The 20,084-nt window shown below is 38.9% G+C and carries 18 protein-coding genes; 3 read left to right on the forward strand and 15 right to left on the reverse strand.

Annotated elements, in window-relative coordinates:
* Positions 1 to 245: 245 nt before the first annotated feature.
* The 13 genes from AMD01_RS04775 to AMD01_RS04835 all read right to left on the reverse strand — a co-directional run bounded on the left by AMD01_RS04775 (position 246) and on the right by AMD01_RS04835 (position 15,053).
* Positions 246 to 632 carry a hypothetical protein gene (locus tag AMD01_RS04775; protein ID WP_053400273.1) on the reverse strand — a complete coding sequence of 129 codons (387 nt, stop codon included), beginning with the start codon at positions 630 to 632 and terminating at the stop codon, positions 246 to 248.
* Positions 633 to 1,536: 904 nt separating this feature from the next.
* Positions 1,537 to 2,283, reverse strand: coding sequence for a hypothetical protein (locus AMD01_RS04780; RefSeq protein ID WP_053400274.1), 747 nt, complete (start codon positions 2,281 to 2,283; stop codon positions 1,537 to 1,539).
* Between the two features lie 352 nt (positions 2,284 to 2,635).
* Positions 2,636 to 3,022 carry a hypothetical protein gene (locus AMD01_RS04785; RefSeq protein WP_053400275.1) on the reverse strand — a complete coding sequence of 129 codons (387 nt, stop codon included), beginning with the start codon at positions 3,020 to 3,022 and terminating at the stop codon, positions 2,636 to 2,638.
* Between the two features lie 23 nt (positions 3,023 to 3,045).
* Entirely contained in the window at positions 3,046 to 3,885 is an 840-nt protein-coding gene (locus tag AMD01_RS04790; protein ID WP_053400276.1) for a hypothetical protein, read from the reverse strand.
* Complete coding sequence (locus tag AMD01_RS04795; protein WP_053400277.1) at positions 3,886 to 4,803, reverse strand: type II secretion system F family protein; 918 nt, start codon at positions 4,801 to 4,803, stop codon at positions 3,886 to 3,888. It lies immediately after the preceding gene.
* Positions 4,804 to 4,820: 17 nt separating this feature from the next.
* Positions 4,821 to 6,278, reverse strand: coding sequence for an ATPase, T2SS/T4P/T4SS family (locus tag AMD01_RS04800; protein WP_053400278.1), 1,458 nt, complete (start codon positions 6,276 to 6,278; stop codon positions 4,821 to 4,823).
* A 13-nt stretch (positions 6,279 to 6,291) separates the two neighbouring features.
* Positions 6,292 to 7,116, reverse strand: coding sequence for a P-loop NTPase family protein (locus AMD01_RS04805; protein WP_053400279.1), 825 nt, complete (start codon positions 7,114 to 7,116; stop codon positions 6,292 to 6,294).
* Complete coding sequence (locus AMD01_RS04810; protein WP_053400280.1) at positions 7,113 to 7,955, reverse strand: SAF domain-containing protein; 843 nt, start codon at positions 7,953 to 7,955, stop codon at positions 7,113 to 7,115. Before AMD01_RS04810 ends, AMD01_RS04805 begins: the two co-directional genes overlap by 4 nt.
* A gap of 33 nt (positions 7,956 to 7,988) precedes the next feature.
* Entirely contained in the window at positions 7,989 to 8,435 is a 447-nt protein-coding gene (locus tag AMD01_RS04815) for a hypothetical protein (protein ID WP_157052618.1), read from the reverse strand.
* A 74-nt stretch (positions 8,436 to 8,509) separates the two neighbouring features.
* A complete protein-coding gene (locus tag AMD01_RS04820; protein ID WP_053400282.1) occupies positions 8,510 to 11,491 on the reverse strand; it encodes an Ig-like domain-containing protein in 2,982 nt (993 codons plus the stop codon).
* 16 nt (positions 11,492 to 11,507) lie between these two features.
* Complete coding sequence (locus AMD01_RS04825; protein ID WP_053400283.1) at positions 11,508 to 12,956, reverse strand: S-layer homology domain-containing protein; 1,449 nt, start codon at positions 12,954 to 12,956, stop codon at positions 11,508 to 11,510.
* A gap of 16 nt (positions 12,957 to 12,972) precedes the next feature.
* Positions 12,973 to 13,491 carry a hypothetical protein gene (locus AMD01_RS04830; RefSeq protein ID WP_053400284.1) on the reverse strand — a complete coding sequence of 173 codons (519 nt, stop codon included), beginning with the start codon at positions 13,489 to 13,491 and terminating at the stop codon, positions 12,973 to 12,975.
* 83 nt (positions 13,492 to 13,574) lie between these two features.
* Positions 13,575 to 15,053: a hypothetical protein gene (locus AMD01_RS04835; RefSeq protein WP_053400285.1), complete on the reverse strand. Its 1,479-nt coding sequence runs from the start codon at positions 15,051 to 15,053 to the stop codon at positions 13,575 to 13,577.
* Between the two features lie 641 nt (positions 15,054 to 15,694).
* Here AMD01_RS04835 and AMD01_RS04840 point away from each other — a divergent pair.
* Entirely contained in the window at positions 15,695 to 16,777 is a 1,083-nt protein-coding gene (locus tag AMD01_RS04840) for a beta family protein (protein WP_157052619.1), read from the forward strand.
* A gap of 10 nt (positions 16,778 to 16,787) precedes the next feature.
* Here the strand turns inward: AMD01_RS04840 and AMD01_RS04845 are convergent, their stop codons facing one another.
* Positions 16,788 to 17,597, reverse strand: coding sequence for a sce7726 family protein (locus tag AMD01_RS04845; RefSeq protein WP_053400287.1), 810 nt, complete (start codon positions 17,595 to 17,597; stop codon positions 16,788 to 16,790).
* A gap of 119 nt (positions 17,598 to 17,716) precedes the next feature.
* Between AMD01_RS04845 and AMD01_RS04850 the strand changes: the two genes are divergently transcribed.
* Together AMD01_RS04850 and AMD01_RS04855 are read left to right on the forward strand one after the other, a co-directional pair.
* Positions 17,717 to 18,031, forward strand: coding sequence for a type II toxin-antitoxin system RelE/ParE family toxin (locus AMD01_RS04850; protein WP_053400288.1), 315 nt, complete (start codon positions 17,717 to 17,719; stop codon positions 18,029 to 18,031).
* A gap of 15 nt (positions 18,032 to 18,046) precedes the next feature.
* Positions 18,047 to 19,120 (forward strand): helix-turn-helix domain-containing protein, encoded by a 1,074-nt coding sequence (locus AMD01_RS04855; protein ID WP_053400289.1) that lies wholly within the window; start codon positions 18,047 to 18,049, stop codon positions 19,118 to 19,120.
* Positions 19,121 to 19,480: 360 nt separating this feature from the next.
* Here AMD01_RS04855 and AMD01_RS04860 read toward each other — a convergent pair whose 3' ends face one another.
* Positions 19,481 to 20,083, reverse strand: a complete 603-nt coding sequence (locus AMD01_RS04860; protein WP_053400290.1) for an HD-GYP domain-containing protein — start codon at positions 20,081 to 20,083, stop codon at positions 19,481 to 19,483.
* Position 20,084 lies beyond the last annotated feature (1 nt).

Below are 20,084 nucleotides of genomic sequence, written 5' to 3' on the forward strand. Positions count from 1 at the left end.
GATGAAACGAATGCTAAAAAATTTTATTATGCTTCAGTGACTTATACAACTAGATAGGGTTAGATAACTGTTTTTTAGTATTAAATTTGTATAGTAGAGATTAAAAAATATCATAAGTAAAGCAAAATAAAGTCTTTAACATAGATGTTGAAGACTTTATTTTACTATCTTTTATACAAAAACTCATACCCGTGGTCGCAGTCGAACCGACAATCATAAATAAACAAAATTTTTAGTTTCAACTTCTATCTATACAGAACCTGCCCCAATCCAGATCCAACCGCTTTCACAGGAACATCCTTATGTCCCACACCCGTCCCTAACAAATTAAAGACACGATATTCATACTTACCTCGCACTTCAATTTCAAAGGTTTGGTCCATGTTCACGGCATTTGCTGGGTAAATCACTTTCCAATCACTAGGTGACATGTTGAACTCTTTCATACGCTTTTCAATCTTTGCTTGCACTTCACTTGTATAGCCTCCGTATTTAGCCGTTTGCTGGATCGCATATTCTTTCAGCTCATTGGCTTGGACAGCTCGTGTCGCATGAGCGGCGAACTCGGGGCTAAACATGGCGAGTGCCCATAAAAAGATGGCAAAAATCGCTACACTTACACCTTCAGACATTTTCCTTCCTCCCTCTTCCTTGACTACATATCTGAGAACATATTGAACATCGTGAGAAGCGCAATGCTCATCGGTAACAGAATCATAGCCGTTAACATCGCAAACAGCGATTTGTATACTTTTGTGAGCAGTTGCTACATGGCAGATCCTTATATGGACACAAATAAGCCTAGTCTTTCACTTCCTTATCAAACAACGAGACCTTGTTGCAAAGTGTATATGTCTTACAAGTTCTATCTGGTGAAGAGTTCTAGGAGTGCCTCACTCTTTACCGAGATGAACCCAAAAGAGGCGTTATTTATTTTGAAATACAAAACGGCTCAAAAATTCAAAGCTGCGTCCAAAAGTACTCGTTCTTAAACGTTGAGTTGGGAGATAGGTTGATTCATAAAGACATTGAATTGTGTATTTAGTTGTTAAAAAGAAACTATGAAAGAAGAATCTTTTAATAACTTAATACATACCTTAGACATTATGTGTTCTCAAATTAAAATTTCAACACACTAAAACAATTTGAATGATAAGAGGATTCCTCTCATTATCATTCCTTAGATTTAGTACATTTAAGATATCTAGAATAAATTCACATAAACTAACTATACTGTATATTAGGATAGTGATTGGTTTTTTTTAGCACTAAATACCTGTTAATTTATCAGATTAACCATGGTATAATTTAACAAAGGGGAGGGGTAAAAATGACCAAAAAAGCATTTTATTCTGGCTATTTGATATTTCTTTTAGCCCTAATAATGGTTTATTTTATAGTTCCACATGAATATGGTATTTATGCTTTAATCGGGGTGACCATTTTATTTAGCATATATCAATTTTCGTTATTGCTAAAAAAAAGGACCCGTGAGAATTAAAAAGAACCTCTCCTAATAGGAGGGGTTCTTTTTTATTAATACATCCTTACCTTCATTGGATCAGTAGTTTTAGATGAAAGCAAAGTTTTGTGGGCACTATCTTTGTAAAGGTTGACTTGTCTCTTGGACCATAGATAATTGGGATCTGTATCAGCCGCTGAGGCTCCGCGTGATCTATAATATCCAGTTTTTATACCATATTGAAGCATTACTGCAGCCAACCCTCCTGCAATTGGTCCCACGTAAGGAATATAACTTAAAAGAGCGGCTGTAATAGTTTGAACAGTAAATTTTCCAGACACTGTGATTTTATAATTGCTCCAGCTCGACCATACCCATGATCCCACAACTGACTGAGTACTAATTGTATTTTTACCAAATTGGTTTTTAATAACAGACTGCTTCAATAAGTTAGGAAGAGCTTCGTCAGTTACCTCATTATCATCAGTTCCGATCTCTACTTTAATTCCATTAACTTGTTTTTCAATTTCTACTCTTTCAGCTTCGTTTAAATAATCACTAGTAACAGTAATATGATTTGTAATTTTATTAGTAGTAAATATTTGTATACCATCAGAGTTTTCCGCTGTAACTGTACGATAGTTTTGATTATCTTTTACTGTGTAAGTTACCCCTTCATATTCAAATTGTTCATCTTGATTTGTAATATAATTAACATTTTCCTGAACAGGAGATATTTCTGAAGCTTTTGCAAAATTAGCCGCAAAAGGAGTTCCTAACATAGATAGAGACAATGCAGATACAATAAGTTTCTTTTTCATAATATGAGCACCCCTTAACAAAATATATGGAATCATTATCCAAATTACATACTAAATGATTATGTTCACGTTTTAAATACTATTTTACATTTTTGGTATTTTATTACTATTTTACTGTTGTGTTAAAAAACTTATTAAAATTATCCTTAGACGACGTATAAAAACAATTGAAAAACCTTTGTCTATAAGGAAATTAGAATCCACAAGATTATATTAGTAGACTGAATACCTTTTTGCATTTTTGGTATTTTATACCTATATAATAAATCACAGAAGAAATGTGGAAAAACCACAAAGAGGCTAGGACATAACTAGCCTCTTTATCTCTAATTCATTTTTAGAAATCCTGAATTTATCTGTACAAAACTTGCCCCAATCCAGATCCCACCGCTTTCACAGGAACATCCTTGTGTCCCGCACCCGTTCCTAACAAGTTAAAGACCCGGTATTCGTATTTTCCTCGCACTTCAATTTCAAAGGTTTGGTCCATGTTCACCGCATTCGCTGGGTGGATCACTTCCCAATCAGCAGAAGACATGTTGAACTCTTTCATTCGCTTTTCAACCTTTGCTTGCACTTCGCTTGTATACCCTCCGTATTTAGCCGTTTGCTGTATCGCATATTCTTTCAACTCATTAGCTTGGACAGCGCGTGTCGCATGAGCGGCAAACTCTGGGCTAAACATGGCAAGTGCCCATAAAAAGATAGCAAAAATCGCTACACTTACACCTTCAGACATCTTCCTTCCTCCCTCTTCCTTGACTACATATCTGAGAACATATTAAACATCGTAAGAAGCGCGATACTCATCGGTAATAGAATCATAGCCGTTAACATCGCAAACACGTATTTGGACATGCTAGACGGCTCAGAATCGACGAGTAGATTAACGGCTTCGGCTTCCATTTGTTCGTTCATGCGAGACAGCTTTTCGATGTACTCACGGCTGTTCTCTTCGCTTAATTCCATTGCTTGATACAGTAACAACATGTATTGTTTTGATTCCACAATCCCAAGACGATCCGAGAAATTCATAAAGGGCTCAATGTTCTTAGGATATAAAGTCATCTCATTAATCAACATCACCACTAACGGCCGAATATTCGCCGGTGCGTACTCAACCGATTTCTTTAACGCTTCAAAAGCCGTTTGGCTGCGCATCAGCGTGGTTAAGCTCTTGATGTAGCGCGGAAACTCTAGCTTCTTCTGAGCCGCTTTTAGACGCTTCACACGCTTTAATGAACGATTCGGTTGAATGTACGTATAGGCTGTCACCACGAGAACCAGTACCCACATCAACGGGTCTTTGACAAATACTACTGTCACCACGGCCATGATAATAAACACAATAAGTGATTTCAGGACCTTTTTATACACAAACTCTTCTGGTGAAATTTCTTGATTCACTTCTTTTAAATCGGCTTGTAACTCTGCCTGTCGCTTTTGTGGCAATCGAATGTATTTAACGCCACTTGATTTACGCTTCTTCCCGTTCAATTCCCTCGTGAGGAAGTTCTGATTGCTGATATCGAGTACGATAAACATAAACACGAGCGCAAGTGCCGCTACGACTAATGAAAAGATAAACAGTACCGTATTCATTTAATTGCCTCCTTGCTGTAGGATCTTATCGTTATCATAAATGCGCTCGATCTTAATGGCTGAAAACGCACCCACAATGATGACAACAATGAAGATCCCCTTGCCTACCATCGATTGAACAAACGTAAGATAGTAGTCATAACTAAAGATCATAAGGGCAAAAGGCATTCCGATTAAGTATGTCATTAAGGAGTAGAACGCTTTACGGTTTGGTGCTTTCGCATCCCGAACCTTCTTACGATTAATCAAGGCGCGGTCGAAGTTTTCTGCGATGCTAAAGAGAACGTCGCTGTTTTCTCCTCCGTAATCTTCAATCAGAAGCAACATATCATGAAGCATCTTAACTTGTTCGATTGGATACGTTTGATAAAAGTCATCAAAGGCTTTTTTCATGGGAATGTTGTGTTCAATTTTACGAACCATTTGAATAATGTCCTGTTTGACAGGATCATCCATAAAGCCAGCGACCTCACTTAACGCTCGGAACACGTTGTTATCGTATGTAGAGACTAAGTTCGCTAACGTATTTACATAGGCGCTCAATTGCGTATAGAGCATATCATCATATTTTCGCTTGCGGTAATACAAAAGAACGTTCGGCAGCGCAAACCCTCCCAGTAAGCCTAATGGAACAATCATCACCGCTCGGAAGAAAATATATAACAGTACAATTGCTACGGCCGATCCGATAATCACTAAAAACCAGTATTTACGGAAGTCGATGTTCCAGCGGGCTTTCTTCCCTCCCTCAATGACTTGAAGGGGGTTCATCCACTTTCCGTAAGGGCTATTTAAAAACTTACTTCGAATTACGATTTGGCGGGCATTCACCCGTAAATGTCTATATTTCTTGCGGTAGGTGGCGATAAATAATATCGCCAGTACCCCCGCTATGTTTAACAGCACCATCCATAACATGTTTGCTTCCCTCTTTTCTACAAAATGTTTACTTCTTTTGCCCACTTTTCAGGAAGCAATGGTATTAATGTTTCAGTTAGCTCATTGGATTCTAATAGTTTCTTACCTAAGTCCTCACTGATTCGATCTACAAAGGTATGTGCTTTAATCGAACGAAACTTCATTTGACCATCCACATTCACTTTTTCTGTCCCTGTGATTGCGTACTCAAAGATGGTATTCGACAACGTTTTGCCTTGTAAAAACCCTTTAAATTCAACAAGTTCCACAATGCGACGTGTTCCGTCTTCTTGGTCTCGTTCGATGTGAATACCTAGATCAAATACATCGGTAATCATTGTGCCTAACGTTTCGTTATCCATCTGTTGCTTTTCTTGTGCCAACGTAATTAGACGATTAGGCGCTAATTTGGCTGACTTGGAGTGAAGAGAAGTCCCAATTCGATGTCCCGTCATACCGGCTTTGATCATATCAAGCGCTTCTCCACCCCTTGTTTCTGATACCACAATCCATTCAGGGTCACTTCGTAAAGAAGAACGTAATAAGCGTTCATAGCCAATGGACTTTGTCATGTCTTCTGTAATTCGTGTCCGCCATGCCATGATATCCTTATTCGGATAATGCTTCTTTAAATTCATTTCGCGTGTATCTTCAAGTAAGTTAATACGATCTTTATCGTTGGTGAATCCTAACAGGTATTTCAAAAGCTCTGTTTTCCCTGTCCCCGTTTCCCCTGTGATTAAGATGTTACAGTTGGCTGCGATGCAGGCTTTCAAAAAGTCTCGAATGAGTTCACTTCCTAACTCACTTTTGACAAAGTTTTGTTCCGTTACGCGAAGGTCTTCCGATGCTTTACGAATGGCCAACGTTACGCCGTACGTGGCGATGTCTTTATCCATCGCATTAATACGAAGCGCGCCAAGCTCTGCGTCGAGTTCTGGCTTAGTGTAGTTCCAGGTGCGCCCTGTTGCCCTCGCAATCTTTGTCGCGATCTTCTCCACTTCGTCACTTGTAATGGAATAGTCGCTTTTGTATTTGCCTTTTTGGTTATCTTTTATCCATATTTCCGTTCCGTTAAAGGCAACGTCAGTTACATCCCCACTCTCCAGAATGACGTCAAACACGCCAAGCCCTGAGATTTCATTCACCATTTGTTTCGAAAGCTGTCCTAAATCATATCCGTTCATATTGTTCTTAGCATTTTGTGAGAGATACTGTGTAATGATCTTTTGAAGTATCTTTTTCTTCACGCGATTTCCGAAGGACTCTCGAACGAGCGTCGCATGTTCTTCAATGAGAAAATCTTGTACTTCTTGAAGCAACGTTTGGTTCAGTTGTGCTTCATCCCGCAAAGGATGATGATCCCCAAACTTGAGTGTATAAATGAGACGATCTAGCTCAATTTGATTGGTCGGAGGAGCTGGTGTCTTGGGAATCGGTACTAGTTTTGTGATATCAATGACGTTATGAGTCATACATTCGCCCTCCTTATCTTAATGAGAAGATTCGTTTGGATTTTTTCGCGTCCGCAATATGAACGTCCATGCGATTCAAGAGTTTAATGACCTCACGGTCGATCTTCTCACTGCCGATTTTTAATTCAAGCTGCTCCGGCAATAGTTTTTCATCGTATGAAATCGCTAAATCAAGATTTGGAAGCTGATCCGAGAAGATTTCTTCTTCCATGCCCTGTGGCAACATATTCAACACGCGAATATGATCTTGGTTGGTGAGATTCGCTAAAATCTGTTCAGAATTTTGGAACTCTCTTATTCTTGTTAAATTTGGTGTCACAAGATGAACCACATGATCAAGCTGTAACATCATTGGGAGCGTAAACATGTTGTCAATTGGTGTAGGTAAGCTAATGACCACTAAATCATATGATAAGAAACGTAGATGCTGGGCAAACTTCTCACACAGCTCCTTGGCATAGATGGCAGGGTCTGGGCGATCCTCAATGCTTGGGAAGTTCTCCACGATGTATTCGTTGTGAAAAACAAGGTAATCCAAGCTTCCTGGTAAGCGGCGAATTTGATCCGATAAGATTTTATTGCTAATGTCAATTTCATCACGCGTTAAAATGTTCGGCTCGACTTCAAACTGCCCCTTATTTATGACTTTATCTAAGTACATGAACGCATTCTTGTACGTGTGTGTAATGCCTGTCGTCGTGTAAAAAGATGGACGTAAGTAGTCCAATTCCACGTAAAGTGTTTTATATTTATGTTCGGCTGCTACTTTTGCGAGCGCTTGGGAAACGGTACGTTTCCCCACATTGGATGCATCTGCATAAAATCCGACTAGTTTCATTCTTGATCCCCATCCTTTTTCGTTACTAAGTCATTGGGTGAAGCCGATTGAAACGATTGCCCTTCGATCCAGCTTACAATGTCATCGTCTGACATCGTCGTGTCGATTTCATCACTACCTGTTGCCACTGGGCGAATTTCTCCTAACAGTGTGGCTTTATTAAGCACTTCGTTAATTTGCTCATCAACGGCAAACGTATAAATCTTCGCTAGGGCTGTTTTGCCCTCACCTGTTGTCGGACTTGCAAACCCACCATTTTGCTTTTTCTTTGTATCGCTAAACACGTTCGTTGCGTCTGTATCTTTTACACTTGTTACGCGAACACCCTTCGCAATGCGGCCATAGATTGGTTTTTCAACCGTAATGGTTGAACCATTGACTTTTTCAACCGTCTCAACTTTCCCACGGAAGAACAAGTCCACTTTTGTATCAGGTAAGATACTGTTTCCTAATGAGGTTTCAAGGTCAACGAGCAAAGGGAACGCAAGCTCCCCACTTTTGAGCTTCAGGACGGATGAATTCGGCATCTTTTCGGCTGCCATGACCTTTCCTTTATAGAACAGACTGTGTTTGGAAATACCGAAGTTATTAGCCGTATATTTACCAATGACACTAGATGGCGCTACCATGGCTTCTGGCGGTAAAGAGGACGATGGAACACTGCGCTCAATGACCATTTCTTTCGTGATCTTCGTATTCGGTGGAATATCGTCTTTTGCGTACGCAACCGTGACGGGATCTACTTTGCTGTTGATGTAATAATGAATCCCTGTATAGTTAATCACGCCGATAGCTAAGGCAATTCCTGCGGAAAAGGCAATTTTCTTTGATTTTTTCATGTGTAGTTCCCCCAATTATTTAATGGTTTTCACTTATTTAATCGTTTTGACTAGATCTTTCGCTTCAAAAAGGCTCGTTTCTTGCTCTCTTACCATGGAAGAAGAATCTCGTTTCTTCTTGTCCCAATCCGTTGCGTATTTGTAAATCGGAACATCGAATTTGTTGTACGCTTCGGTCGAAATCATTGCGGGTCTTGATTGAATCGAATGAATGATGACTTTCTTTTGTCCATCTTTAAAGTTGTCTTGATCCGCATACACTTTATACAGCGCATTTTTTGTGACAGTCGGGTTAATCGTCACCTCTTCCGTCACGCGTAATGTTCCTTTATTAATGCCTGCGTCCATTGCGGTTTTAGTTGCTTGTTTTAATGAAATATCCACGTCTTGGTCAGCCGTGCTTGTTTGTCCAAGTGAGACGACGAAGAGTAAAATCGCAAACAACCCCATCGCCAAAATACCCATCTTTGGTATAGACAACTAGCCCACTCCCCTTTCTACTGAATAAAAGGGTCACTAGAAATGCCTCTCTAGTAACCCAAAAACCTTAAAAACTACCAACCCATGTAATGTTCAAAGCTCCCATCGAGCGTGTACTCATCTTGGTACACATGATCCCGTATGATGGTGCGATGCGCTTTATTATATTGTCGTATTTTCTCCATGATTTCAGGTGTTAACGTCTGACTATATTCATGGAATCCTGCAGGAATCGTATCTGGATTCGGATACGGCCAATTGTTCCACCAGTTTGTTAAAGTAGAGAACACAGCCGTTTGATTCGTCCAGTTCCACCCTGTTCCCGCTGGGAACGGCTTATTTGGGTCAACACTCCGATAAACGAAATCATCATTGTCGTTTGGATCACCCATCGGAGATCCCTTTACTACTACGTTTCCGACATGACAAGTATTCAAATGATTCACGCCTGCGTCTAATCCTTTTACCTTGAACACATAATCGCCATCCGGTTGTTTGAAATCCACGTACCAACGATTTAAGCTATTGCCCTTTTCGTCTTTGGTAATGACTTTTTCGTTCGGATCTCGCTCAGGATGATGCAAATAGTCATTATTGTTCATCGCAAACGTATTTCCAGAGAACTCTTCCACCGCAACAGGCGGTAACTTCCATTCCCTTATCTCCATTCGTGGAACGGCTGCATCCGATGTTTGCATCGGGACTTTGTAGCCTTCACTTTCCTTTTGATAAGGTAAGTAGTTCACCAACGTTGGGAAGTACGCTTCCATTCGCTTCATGCCTGTGGCATCTGCTGGATTAGGCTCGGTATCGAAGTTTTGATAGACACTCTTCATGCGGTACTCGAATCCGTATCCTGCGCGCATTTCTTTACGTGGCAACAAGCTAAAACTTGTGGTGACACGTTCCTTCAAGACACGCTTTGTTCCTTCATCATTGACTGTTCGAACAATGCCCTCAACGCTTGACGTATTGAAGTACTGCGTAGGTGCTGGGCAGATTGCTGTTGCATAGGACGCCACGTAGATCGGTGTAGACTTCCAGTTGTTTGATCGAGTATCGGAATAAAGCAAGTTCCCTACTCGGTGGTTATAACCTAATGAAATTTCGTTTCGAGTTTCAAGTGGGTCATAATAAAATTCGTCGTATGGACCTGTCTCGTTGATCTGAGCCATAATTGTTCCATCGCCTGTTAATGTCCATTTCGGGAACGAGTAGCGCTTTGGCCCTTCTCCTTCTTTTAATGAAACGGCAATGGTACCAACGATGTTCTGTCCATATCGCAATTTAACCGTGGGTTGAACGGTGTAATACTGCGTTTCATTCGCCTTGATGTACTCGACTTCCACATTCGCTAGGTTAATCCGCTCGTCATACAGAGCGATAAATCCTTCGGCGTCTTTAATCTTCGCTTCATTTTCTTTAATTTTCTGCTCGGCTTTGGCGATATTCTCCGTAGCGGTTGCAATCGCGCTTTGAGTATTTGCAATGCTTGTGCTATAGCTTGAGCAATCAGGATAGTGTCCATCTTTGTCTGCGGGGATCGCCAGACATGAACTATATCCACTTTGTAAGCTTGCGAGTTGGCTTTCGGAAGCACTCTTTTGACTTTCAGCTTGTGCCTTTTCCGCTTCGCCTTGTTTCTTTTGCGCTTCATAAGCGGCCTTCTTCGACTCACATGTCGCTTTCATTGACTCTAATTCGTGAATATAGGTCGCAAATTCATCTTTTGCTTGATCACGACTAGACGAGAAGTTCGCACGTTTGACGTATACATCTGTCACCGTGTCGCTACCTTCATCGACTGTCCGCGCATCAATTCGTGAAACGGAGAGATCCATTTCATATTCATAGCGCTTCGGTACATCTCGTGGTGTTTCACACCCTGAACTTCCATCTGATACAGGTGGCGGTTCTTCGGGCGGTGGTTCTTCGGTTGGCGGCGGTTCATCAGGTGCTAAAACGTTTAACTTCGCTGTCGCTTTTAAGCCATTGTACTGCACGACCACCGATGTTTGACCTTGTTTAACCCCTGTCGCAACCCCTGTTTTGTTTCCGATGGTTCCAACTGACGGTGTCCCTGTTGTCCAGTTTACCGTTGGTGCTTTGGTCACTTCGGTGCGCTTACCATTTTCATCCGTATAATACGCACGATATGGCTGCGTTTCTCCTTCATAGATGGTAGCAACTGGTGGGGTAATCTCAAGCAATGGCTTGCCAGCATCCACCACCATAATATTGATCTTGTATTCCGTTGTTCGATTAATACGATCAGTAAGTCTGTACGTGACGGTTTTTAATCCTGGTGTGGAGTAAGCATAGCTGACAGATTTATTGGTAAACCCGTTGGCTCTCCCCTCACCGGATGTGATAGTTGCGTTCGGACCATCTGTCGATATGTCCCATTTAATTTTTTCATCGTAAGGATCATACTCTTGTCCATCAAACTCGATGAAGAATCGTTCCCCTACTTTTACCGTTTTAGGTGCTGTTATCGCACCTGTTGGATATTTGGTAGCGAAGAACACTACTCGTAGTTTAGGCTGTCCACTCTCGTCCTTACCTGGGGCGGATTCCAAATCAACTGTAGCCCCCGATTCACGTCCAATCTCCCTTGTCCAACTCCATAACTCAGGTGTGGATGGTGCATTTGGTTTACTTAGTGTGACTCTCCTTACGGTGTTATAAACGTGATCTGGATTTCCATTAATAGCCGAGGCAATAGTCTTTATCTGACTAGGCTTATAAAATGTATATCCTATTTTAGAATCCCCTTTTTGTCGAAATACGATGGGAGCATCCAGAGTTCCAGATTTAACTCCTCTAACCTCAGCTATTGCTGTGCCTGTATATAAGTGATCTGCACGGGAGATTTCTGGATGATCATCTTCATATAATTCTGTTGACTTCGGATGATCAAAGTCTTCTACTCTTTGTAATGCTTGTGAGGGATTTGGAACTAAAATTGTTGCAATAAATGCGATGACAATCATCAGGAAGAAAGCTTTGCTTACGCGCTTTCTCACTTTCTTCCCTTTTATGATTGTTTTTTTCATATAGTGCCTCCTACACTTACTTCAACCATTGACCTGCCTTCTCTTCCAATGGGAAGTTAGCAATTTCAATTCTTTTTTCATAATTTACTTCTCTTGAATCCAGCCCAATATACTTAACAATTTCACGGATTGGACCGTAAGCTACTCCGCCATCCACTTTTACTGGCTTACTTAGAGTAATGGCTTTTCCATTGACTGTAGCGCTTGTGCTTCCATTTTTAAGGATGATCTTATCTCCTTGATATGCTAGCTCTAACCCACCTTTTGCAATAGAAACTCCTGTAGCGTACTTGAGTGCCTTGCTTAGGTCAACGATGTACTCATCACCTTTTGGATAAGCATAGTCAATTCGTTCAGGATTCTTTCCTAGTACATCCCATTTGATATCTTCATGTCTGTAAACTACAAAGTCATCATCATGGTAGTGAATGTCGATAATAAATTTACCGGCTTCCTTTGGTTGATATGGCATTGTAGCATAATAGCTAGCCTCTGAGATTTTAAACTTTTCTGACATAAAGACTGAATCTTTATATGCAACGCCATTGTATGCAATGGTTTCTACATAAGGAAAGCTGTAGTAACTTGACATGCCTTCTTTGTAACCATTGTAGTAAAAACCAATATACTCATCGATTGGCTTAAAATATGTTCTTCCCGGCTCTCTTAGATAGTCATAATACATTTTCAACAAATCTGTCGTAATAATCTTCTGCTCCGGTTTCTGTACACGATGCACAATAATGTGGTTATGCTGAGGATAAGCCGCTTTTAATTCAGCTAACGTCATATCCTTATCGGCTTTGTTCACTGGTGGCTTTGGAGCCGTTGGTTTTGCAGGAACCGGAGTCTTTCCTTCCATTAATAGAAGCGCACGATCCACGAATGAACTTGATTCAGCGCGATCTGCGGAGTTCATTGGGTTAAACTTATTGTTTACTCCCTTGATCACTCCGTAACGATACATACGTTCAACGGATGTTTTCGCATAAGCCGGAATATCCTTTTGATCATAGAAGCCGTTTGTTACCGATTCAGTGAAGTTCCCTTTCATGTTCATGGCACGTTCCACCATGACCGCAACGTCTGCTCGTGTGACCGGCTTATCTGGGTACACATAACCATTCGCCCCTTTGATAATGCCTGCTTGTGCCGCACGACTTACATCGTTGTAAAGCGCTTTTGACTTCGGTAAGTCTTTAAAGTTACTTGTACCTGCTGGTAGGTTCAGCGCTCTTGCAATCATGGAAGCAAATTGTCCACGTGTGACCTTTTGGTTTGGCTTGAATAAACCACCTTGATAACCGAATACCACTTCACGTTCAATGAGATCCGTAATGCTTTGATACGCATATGAGCTGGTTGAAACGTCTTTGAATTTTACCTTCTCCGCTGCATGAATCCCTTGTGCTTGGCTTGCGAGTAACATAACCCCTAATGCTGTGCTAACGAATTGCTTTTTCATCAAAATCTCTCCTTTTTTATACACTTAGTGCAATAAATAAAATCGTTGCCAACAAGATTGCTGGACTTGCAGGAACCGACCATGTATTCTGTCCACCCGCTCTTTTTTTCCATTCAAGATGAAAGGTACCGATATGTATTTCAATGAACTCCTGCCCTCTTATCTTTTTGAGATAAGCAAGCCCCAATAAGATCAAGCTAATAAGCGCTGAACAGATCAGATAGGTTCCTACAAAGATTATCGGAATAAAGAGGGATGAAATGAAAGGAAATCCCACAAAAAGGTAGCCACTAACCACCATAAACATTTTGGTGTCCCCTGGTGACAGCTTCCGTGCCCCTTCTAGGATGATCCCTAACAGCAATGCCGTTCCAATGACAAGAAAGTACGATTGGTAACTTAACTGGAATAAATGGATGAAGTACAGATTAAGAAGGAAGAATCCGAGATGCATATAGTTATAGGTTTTGAGCTCTTTCACATCCGTGATGATATTCATACAGAGATAAAAGGCAAGTAAAAATAACGTATCCATAAATCACTCCCTTTTTCTTAATTTCTATATTTTACCTTAAAGTTAAGCATGCTACACAAAAGTACGTTTTGCAACTTTTTTATTCACTGCCTATTGGTTTTAATTGAGAGTTTTGGAAATTTAAGAAACGATGCTTTCTTTTTCGCCGTCTTTTGTAGTTCCTTCGGAACCAGTTCTTCAATAAACGGCTGTAGCGCTTCGTCAATCATCGGATCAAGCACCTTGTTTTCGCTTAGAGGGCGACGTTTCATTTCACTTTTGAAGACTTCGTCACGATCGAGCATGGGAATCGTCTCTACGTAATCGTAGGTACTCTCAAACAGTTCGTGACTAGCCATCTCTCTGCTTGCCTTATTCATGACCACTCGAATGTGCTCTTTTAACCCTGTGTGATCAAACAACATCTTGTATGGCTGCTTCTCCATTAAGATTTGCGTCTGAATCACATCGGAATCAATCATGAGCACGATCTGGTCTGCCATTCCGAAAAGCGGTTGAATAACGGGGTGATCCCACGCGTCCCCAATGTCCACAATTGTGAACGTGGTGCGCTGGGCCATAATGATTCGTAACAACTTATCGGTTGTTAACTCCTCCCCGTATACCTCTTCTCGTAAGGGGTTCTGAATGACCATGTTGACGTTATTCAGCTTCCAAGACTGGCTCTGTGCCCACATGGGCAACGCTCCCTCTACTTCTGTGTAGAAAGGACTCACATAGTCAGGCGCTTCGTCTTGTCCGTAATAACGATCATACGTGTAGGCATAGGCAAATGGATTTTCAATGTACGAGACAGACAGTTGATAGTCTGCCAGCTTAAACGCTAGTTGGTGTGAGAAGAAGGTAGCGCCTGTGCGCTTTCCGTTTCCTCCCACCAGAATGAGCTTACTCCCGACTGGAACGCCGACAAAAGCGGTCGTTTGGGGTTTCACCTCAAACTTAATCTCACGCTTTACGACTTGTTTCTCAACAATCTTCTTTTCGACGATTTTTTGTTTCACAATCGGCTGCTTGGTTGGTTTAGCAGGTGTTACAACGGTTTGATCTACGCTCTGCTTGGTTGAAACAGGCTGTTCCATAGGTTCTTCGGGTGGTTTATCTGCCAGCTGTAAATCCTCTAGCTCCCGATCCGATAGTACAAACTTGTTTACACGGGCGAAACGTGGTCGATCTAGAAGCTGTTCGGTAAAGGACTGCATCTCAATAGCATTTTCGTTAAAGATATCGAGTACATTCACCTTTACGAGTTCACTTAGAAAATGATCGCCACGCGGCCTTTCACAAAGAAAGACGATTCGTAACCCATCTTCATAGCGCGAACGGAGAACCTTGAATGTTTGTAGCCACTCGGTCTCCCGTTCCACTTTGCCCTTAATAGCACTTTCTAGATACTTCTCATGAACAATGACAATATCCGGTGCCTCATCTTCAATGAGTTCATGTAAGTAGCGCATGTGATGCACGTCATTCTTACAGAGCTTAAACCCTTCCACCGGACTTAATTCATCCCGCAAGATACGGGTATACTTCTCGTCCCCTACGGCGATTAGGATTTTCTTCATCCATTCACTCCTTTGGAAAAACAAAAAACCCCGAATAAAACAGCATCAGTCAGACCGACCTGTTTGTATTCGGGGCATTCCCGTTTAGGTTATATATAATTTTAGGTAGCGAGCACGCTACTAGAGCGCACTCTATCAAACTTTTTTGAAAGGGTGTCTTATTTTCCGATAAAACACCTTTTGGGTAAGTAAATAATACCAAATATGACGATTTCAGTCAATGGTATTTAAAAAATTAACAAGCCAATGTTTTCAAAGAATTCCTATTTAAAATCTTATGACTCTCTCTTTATAACTAAACTGAAATGTTGTTTTATGCTTTGGTTAGTTATTACTTCCTTTTAAAGGAATGTCACTATATTACGGATCTTTAGAACGAAACGCCCTCCTGTCCGAATTGGTCTAATTCTAGAATCCTTGATATTTTGTCTGCCCATTACATCACATTTATAGTACAATCAATATACAAATATTCAAATTATTGCCACGGAACTCAAGTATAAAGAACTATACGTTATTAAGACTGACTATATACAGACCATTCACCACTAGGTAATGTGAGTTAAATAAAATTATTATAAGTCATAAATAGCGTCACTTTATTGGCAAGGAGGAGAAACTAAAAAGTGTATGTACCTATCATGAAAACCCGAGCTGAAGAATTAAACGTAATAAGCAAAATGAATAATTATTTTAGTGATTCAATGATTCCTTTAATAGAAATTATTAGGGAAGAATACGACATTAAGTTCGAAAAAAATGCCGAAACTGGTGAATATATTTATGAGAAAAAGCAAGGAAAAAAACGAAGATCAAAAGTGAAGTTGCCGACAACTGACGATGACATAATCACCCTTAATAAAATTAGTGAAAGACTTAATGGTAAAAAAGCGTTTGTTGATTTTTTTAGATTTAATGAAAGAGAATATGATAATAAAACATTTAAAAATATTGAATTAGCAATTAGATTGAGTAGGGATTATGGATTTTATAAAAAGAGAATGCTTGAAATTAAAGATTTTCAAAACTTTATCCCAGTAATTTCAATCAAAGAAGGCTTCGCAATAAGTAAGTATGACTTAATTAATCTTATAAACGAGCTACGAAAACACAACACTTCTATCGCTATAAGAATCACAGACAATTACCTTGAAGATTATTACGAAGTTTTAGAGGATCATTTAACTCCGGAAGATTACATATTGCTGGATATTAGAGACAAACATGTTGATTCGAAATTCCTTGAAATAGAAGAACTACAGGATTTAGAGACCGATGCAAAAAAAATCCTCCTTAACTCTCCAAGATCACGAAACCATAAAAATGGGGACTTTGAAAATTTATTATTTACCAAAAAAATCGATAATAAAGTAGCGGTCATATATAAAGATTATGATTTAGATGGTTTTGGGGACTTTGGAGGTTTAAAAGACGTTTTGCCAGAAGAAGGTGGAAGTAATGGAATGGGAGCAGCTTTAGGGTTAATTTTTTCAAAAGAGAAAAATGCTTTCTTCTCTGTAGTAAATAATCAAACTATTTTGGGCGTAAAAGGCTTTGAGTATGTTAGGAGTGAAATATTAAAAAGATTACAATTACTTGATGTAGATGGTAGTTGTACTGCAATAAGAAGAATAAAAGAGATGGATAAAACTTTTGGAAACTGGGGAACTTGGAACAACCTTACATTGACAAGGTATATTCAACAACAAGCAAAAAATAAATAGTGTACCTCCTTTAAAGGTACACTATTTCAGGGGGTAATAAGTTTCTAAAAAACCATTGATAATCAATTTCTAAAATATGCTCCCTATTTACAACGAGAAAATTCCATTTATTTATATATTTCTCTTTCAGTGCAAATTTGAAGGTTTTGTTAATTTCTTGTTTGGTTTTTGTACCAGTAATAAAATCTATCATAGCTTCTTTGTTATCAAGATTTGGACAATTAAAGAATGTGTTCAAGTCTTTTTTTGTTAAGACTGACAATTGAGCCACTGAAGAAATCCTATTTGAAACCATTGCTTTTCGCTTCTTTTTAAAAACATACCTGCCTGTCTTTGTAATGTAGTAAGTGTAAATACCACATTCATCTGGAATATACGGCAACATAGAATCATGATTCTGTACAGAACAAATCAAATAAACCTTTTCAAAAACGAGAAAATAGTCGTTCATTTGTTGCCTTAACCGCACTGGTGTATCTAAATCCGTTTTAATTTCAAAAGCTGTACTATTGCCGTTTACTTTGCACAAGTCTAGTCTACTTTTTCCCACGTTTAATTCAAAAATTGATACATGATTGCATGTTTTAAATAAAACATTGTTTATGAATGTTGATTTTACAGAAGTTTCATTTGGGTAGTAACTTAAAAGGAAATGATTCACAAATTCCCTTGATACAAATTTATTATTAGGCTTGTCAAAAGGGAGTTCTCCACCAAAAGTCTTTAATACCTCTTGTTCAATAGCTTCATTACTAAGAAAGGTATTATACTGGTTGGATAACACCCTTGCATATTCAAAATAATCATTATTCTTTTGCATTATATGCACTCCTATACAAAAACATTATAACTTTATTTTTGTGGCAAGTCCACATCCACAAAATTGACCTAATAGGTTAATTTATGATACTTTCATCTTAATGCATAAGGGGGACCGACATGGATATTTTATACGCCTCGAATAAGTTAGAAAAAATCTTAACAAATGAACGTTTAATAAAAAGAGAATATACATCATTTTACCAAAAGGTCATTAACAGGATGTCTGAATTGAGGGCAGCAAATAATTTAAATGAAATCCCTCATGATCCACCACCTCGTCGGCATAAATTAAGTGGAGAATATGCAAATTGCTGGGGAATAGATGTCTCTAAAAATTACCGTATTATACTAAGACCCGTGGAAAATGTTGATGAAATGGACGCGAAATTAATCAGCGCTATAGAAATCTTGAAAATTGAAGATTATCATTAGGAAGGAGGATTAAATATGGGCAAAAATTTCATTGTTCATACAGGTTCCATTATAAAGGAATATCTTGATGAAATAGGGATGAGTCAAAAAGAATGTGCTAAAAGATTAGGAATTAGTGAAAAACATTTTTCAAATTTGTTAAACGGAAAGAGTAGACTAACTGAAGATGTTGCTATTAAATTTGAAAAAATCTTTCATAATGTTCCTGCCTCTTATTGGCTAAATTATGAAAGTAAATACAGAGAATACCTTAAAAGAGAAGAAATAAACAGTGAAGCCTTTAATGATGATGAGTTAAATGAACTTGATAATAGATTTAAATTCTCCACAATTTTTGGAGGACTTAATTGGGATTTAAGAAAACAAGCAAACGAAATGCTTAAACTCTTAAGAATAAGTAGTTTTAGTCAATTTGATGATGTATACTCAAATCTCCGTGTCGATTTTATGGAAGATGGAGGAGAAAAAGAATCAATTGCGATTTGGTTAAACTTAGCAAGAGAAGAAGTAGAAATTCAAAATCGTGACTTATCAAGCAAAAAGTATGACGTAACAAATTTAATTAATTCATTGGATAAATTCAAAAAAATTGCATTGAATAACGATTATAAAAGCTCACTACAAAGTGCTAGAAAATTATTAAATCGTTTAGGAGTCTATTTAGTGTTCTGTGATGCAGTTGTAAATAGTAAAGTTAGAGGAGCTTTAACAACTTATAAGAAAAATCCAGCTATTTATTTAAGTGGAAGGTTTAAAACACATGATCACGTCTGGTTTGCCTTAATGCATGAAATAGGTCACTTAATTAAACATTATGAACCAAATGAACCAATTGTCACACTGGAATCAGACTTAGAATTAGACATTACCAATAATACTCCGAAAGAAGAAGAGGCTAATGCCTTTGCAAGAGATTTTTTTATAGATAGGTCTACCTATAAAAAATTTATCGAGTCAAAGGTTTTTAATCAGAAAAGTATTGAAGAATTCGCAAAATCACAAAATATACTTCCAGGTATCGTTGTAGCAAGATTACAACATGACGGATACATTAGTTTCGACATGTTAAACTACTTAAAAAATAAATAGTATCCTTTTACAAAAATAAATTAAATCTTGTTCAACATGCCCAATATTTGGGCATGTTCTTTTTTGTCGAAAAAAACCCAAACTTTCCTTAGGTAATTAGATGAGATGAGTCATATATCCCTATTATTTTATCCTACATCTGCTCTAGAAGAATGGGTAATGAATTTTTATTTAAAGCTTAGAATTTAGTATCCAAAACAAATTAACAATTAAAGCTACTGGGATTGTTATTACGGACGGATCAATATAATGAATATTATATTCTTCCAGGCAATAGATCTAGCAAGAACTAAAGGACTAACTACTTCTTTTTTCCAACATCTTTTTAATATAGCCCTAAATAAAAAAGATAGCTTAAAGTTATAAGCTATCTTTAATTATGAGTTTAAAAGTCTCTACAAGATCTTGATCGAAATAGACACCCGCTTTGTGTTCCAGTTCCCCAAGCGCTTCTTCCTCGCTCAATACTTCTTTGTATGTTCGGATAGTCGTCATCGCATCGTAACTGTCTACAATACGAAGCATACGGGCATAATGCGTAATCATGTTCCCTTTCACCCCTGCTGGATAGCCAGAACCATCTAAATTCTCGTGATGTTGCAGAATGGCCATACGAATAGCGGTACTGTATGAGCCATTTTGCAAGATACGATACCCATTGAGAGGATGATCCTTGACCTGTACCCATTCACCATCGCTTAAAGAGGCAGTCTTATTGAGAATTGTAGGCGAAATCAGTAGTTTCCCTACATCATGCAATAACCCTAAATCAAATAGCTCCTGCTGTTGCACCTGGTGCATTCCTAGTTTCATTCCTAAACGCTTTAACTGTTCTGCCACACGTACAGAATGTGCAAACGTCGCTGTATCGTGCTTAAGTAATTCTAAGAGAGGACGATAACGTTGAAGCAAAGCTAAACCGGACAAGTCCTCATAACTCACATCTTCTAAATAGCTTCTCAAG

Source organism: Priestia koreensis, assembly GCF_001274935.1.
GTDB lineage: Bacteria > Bacillota > Bacilli > Bacillales > Bacillaceae_H > Bacillus_AG > Bacillus_AG koreensis.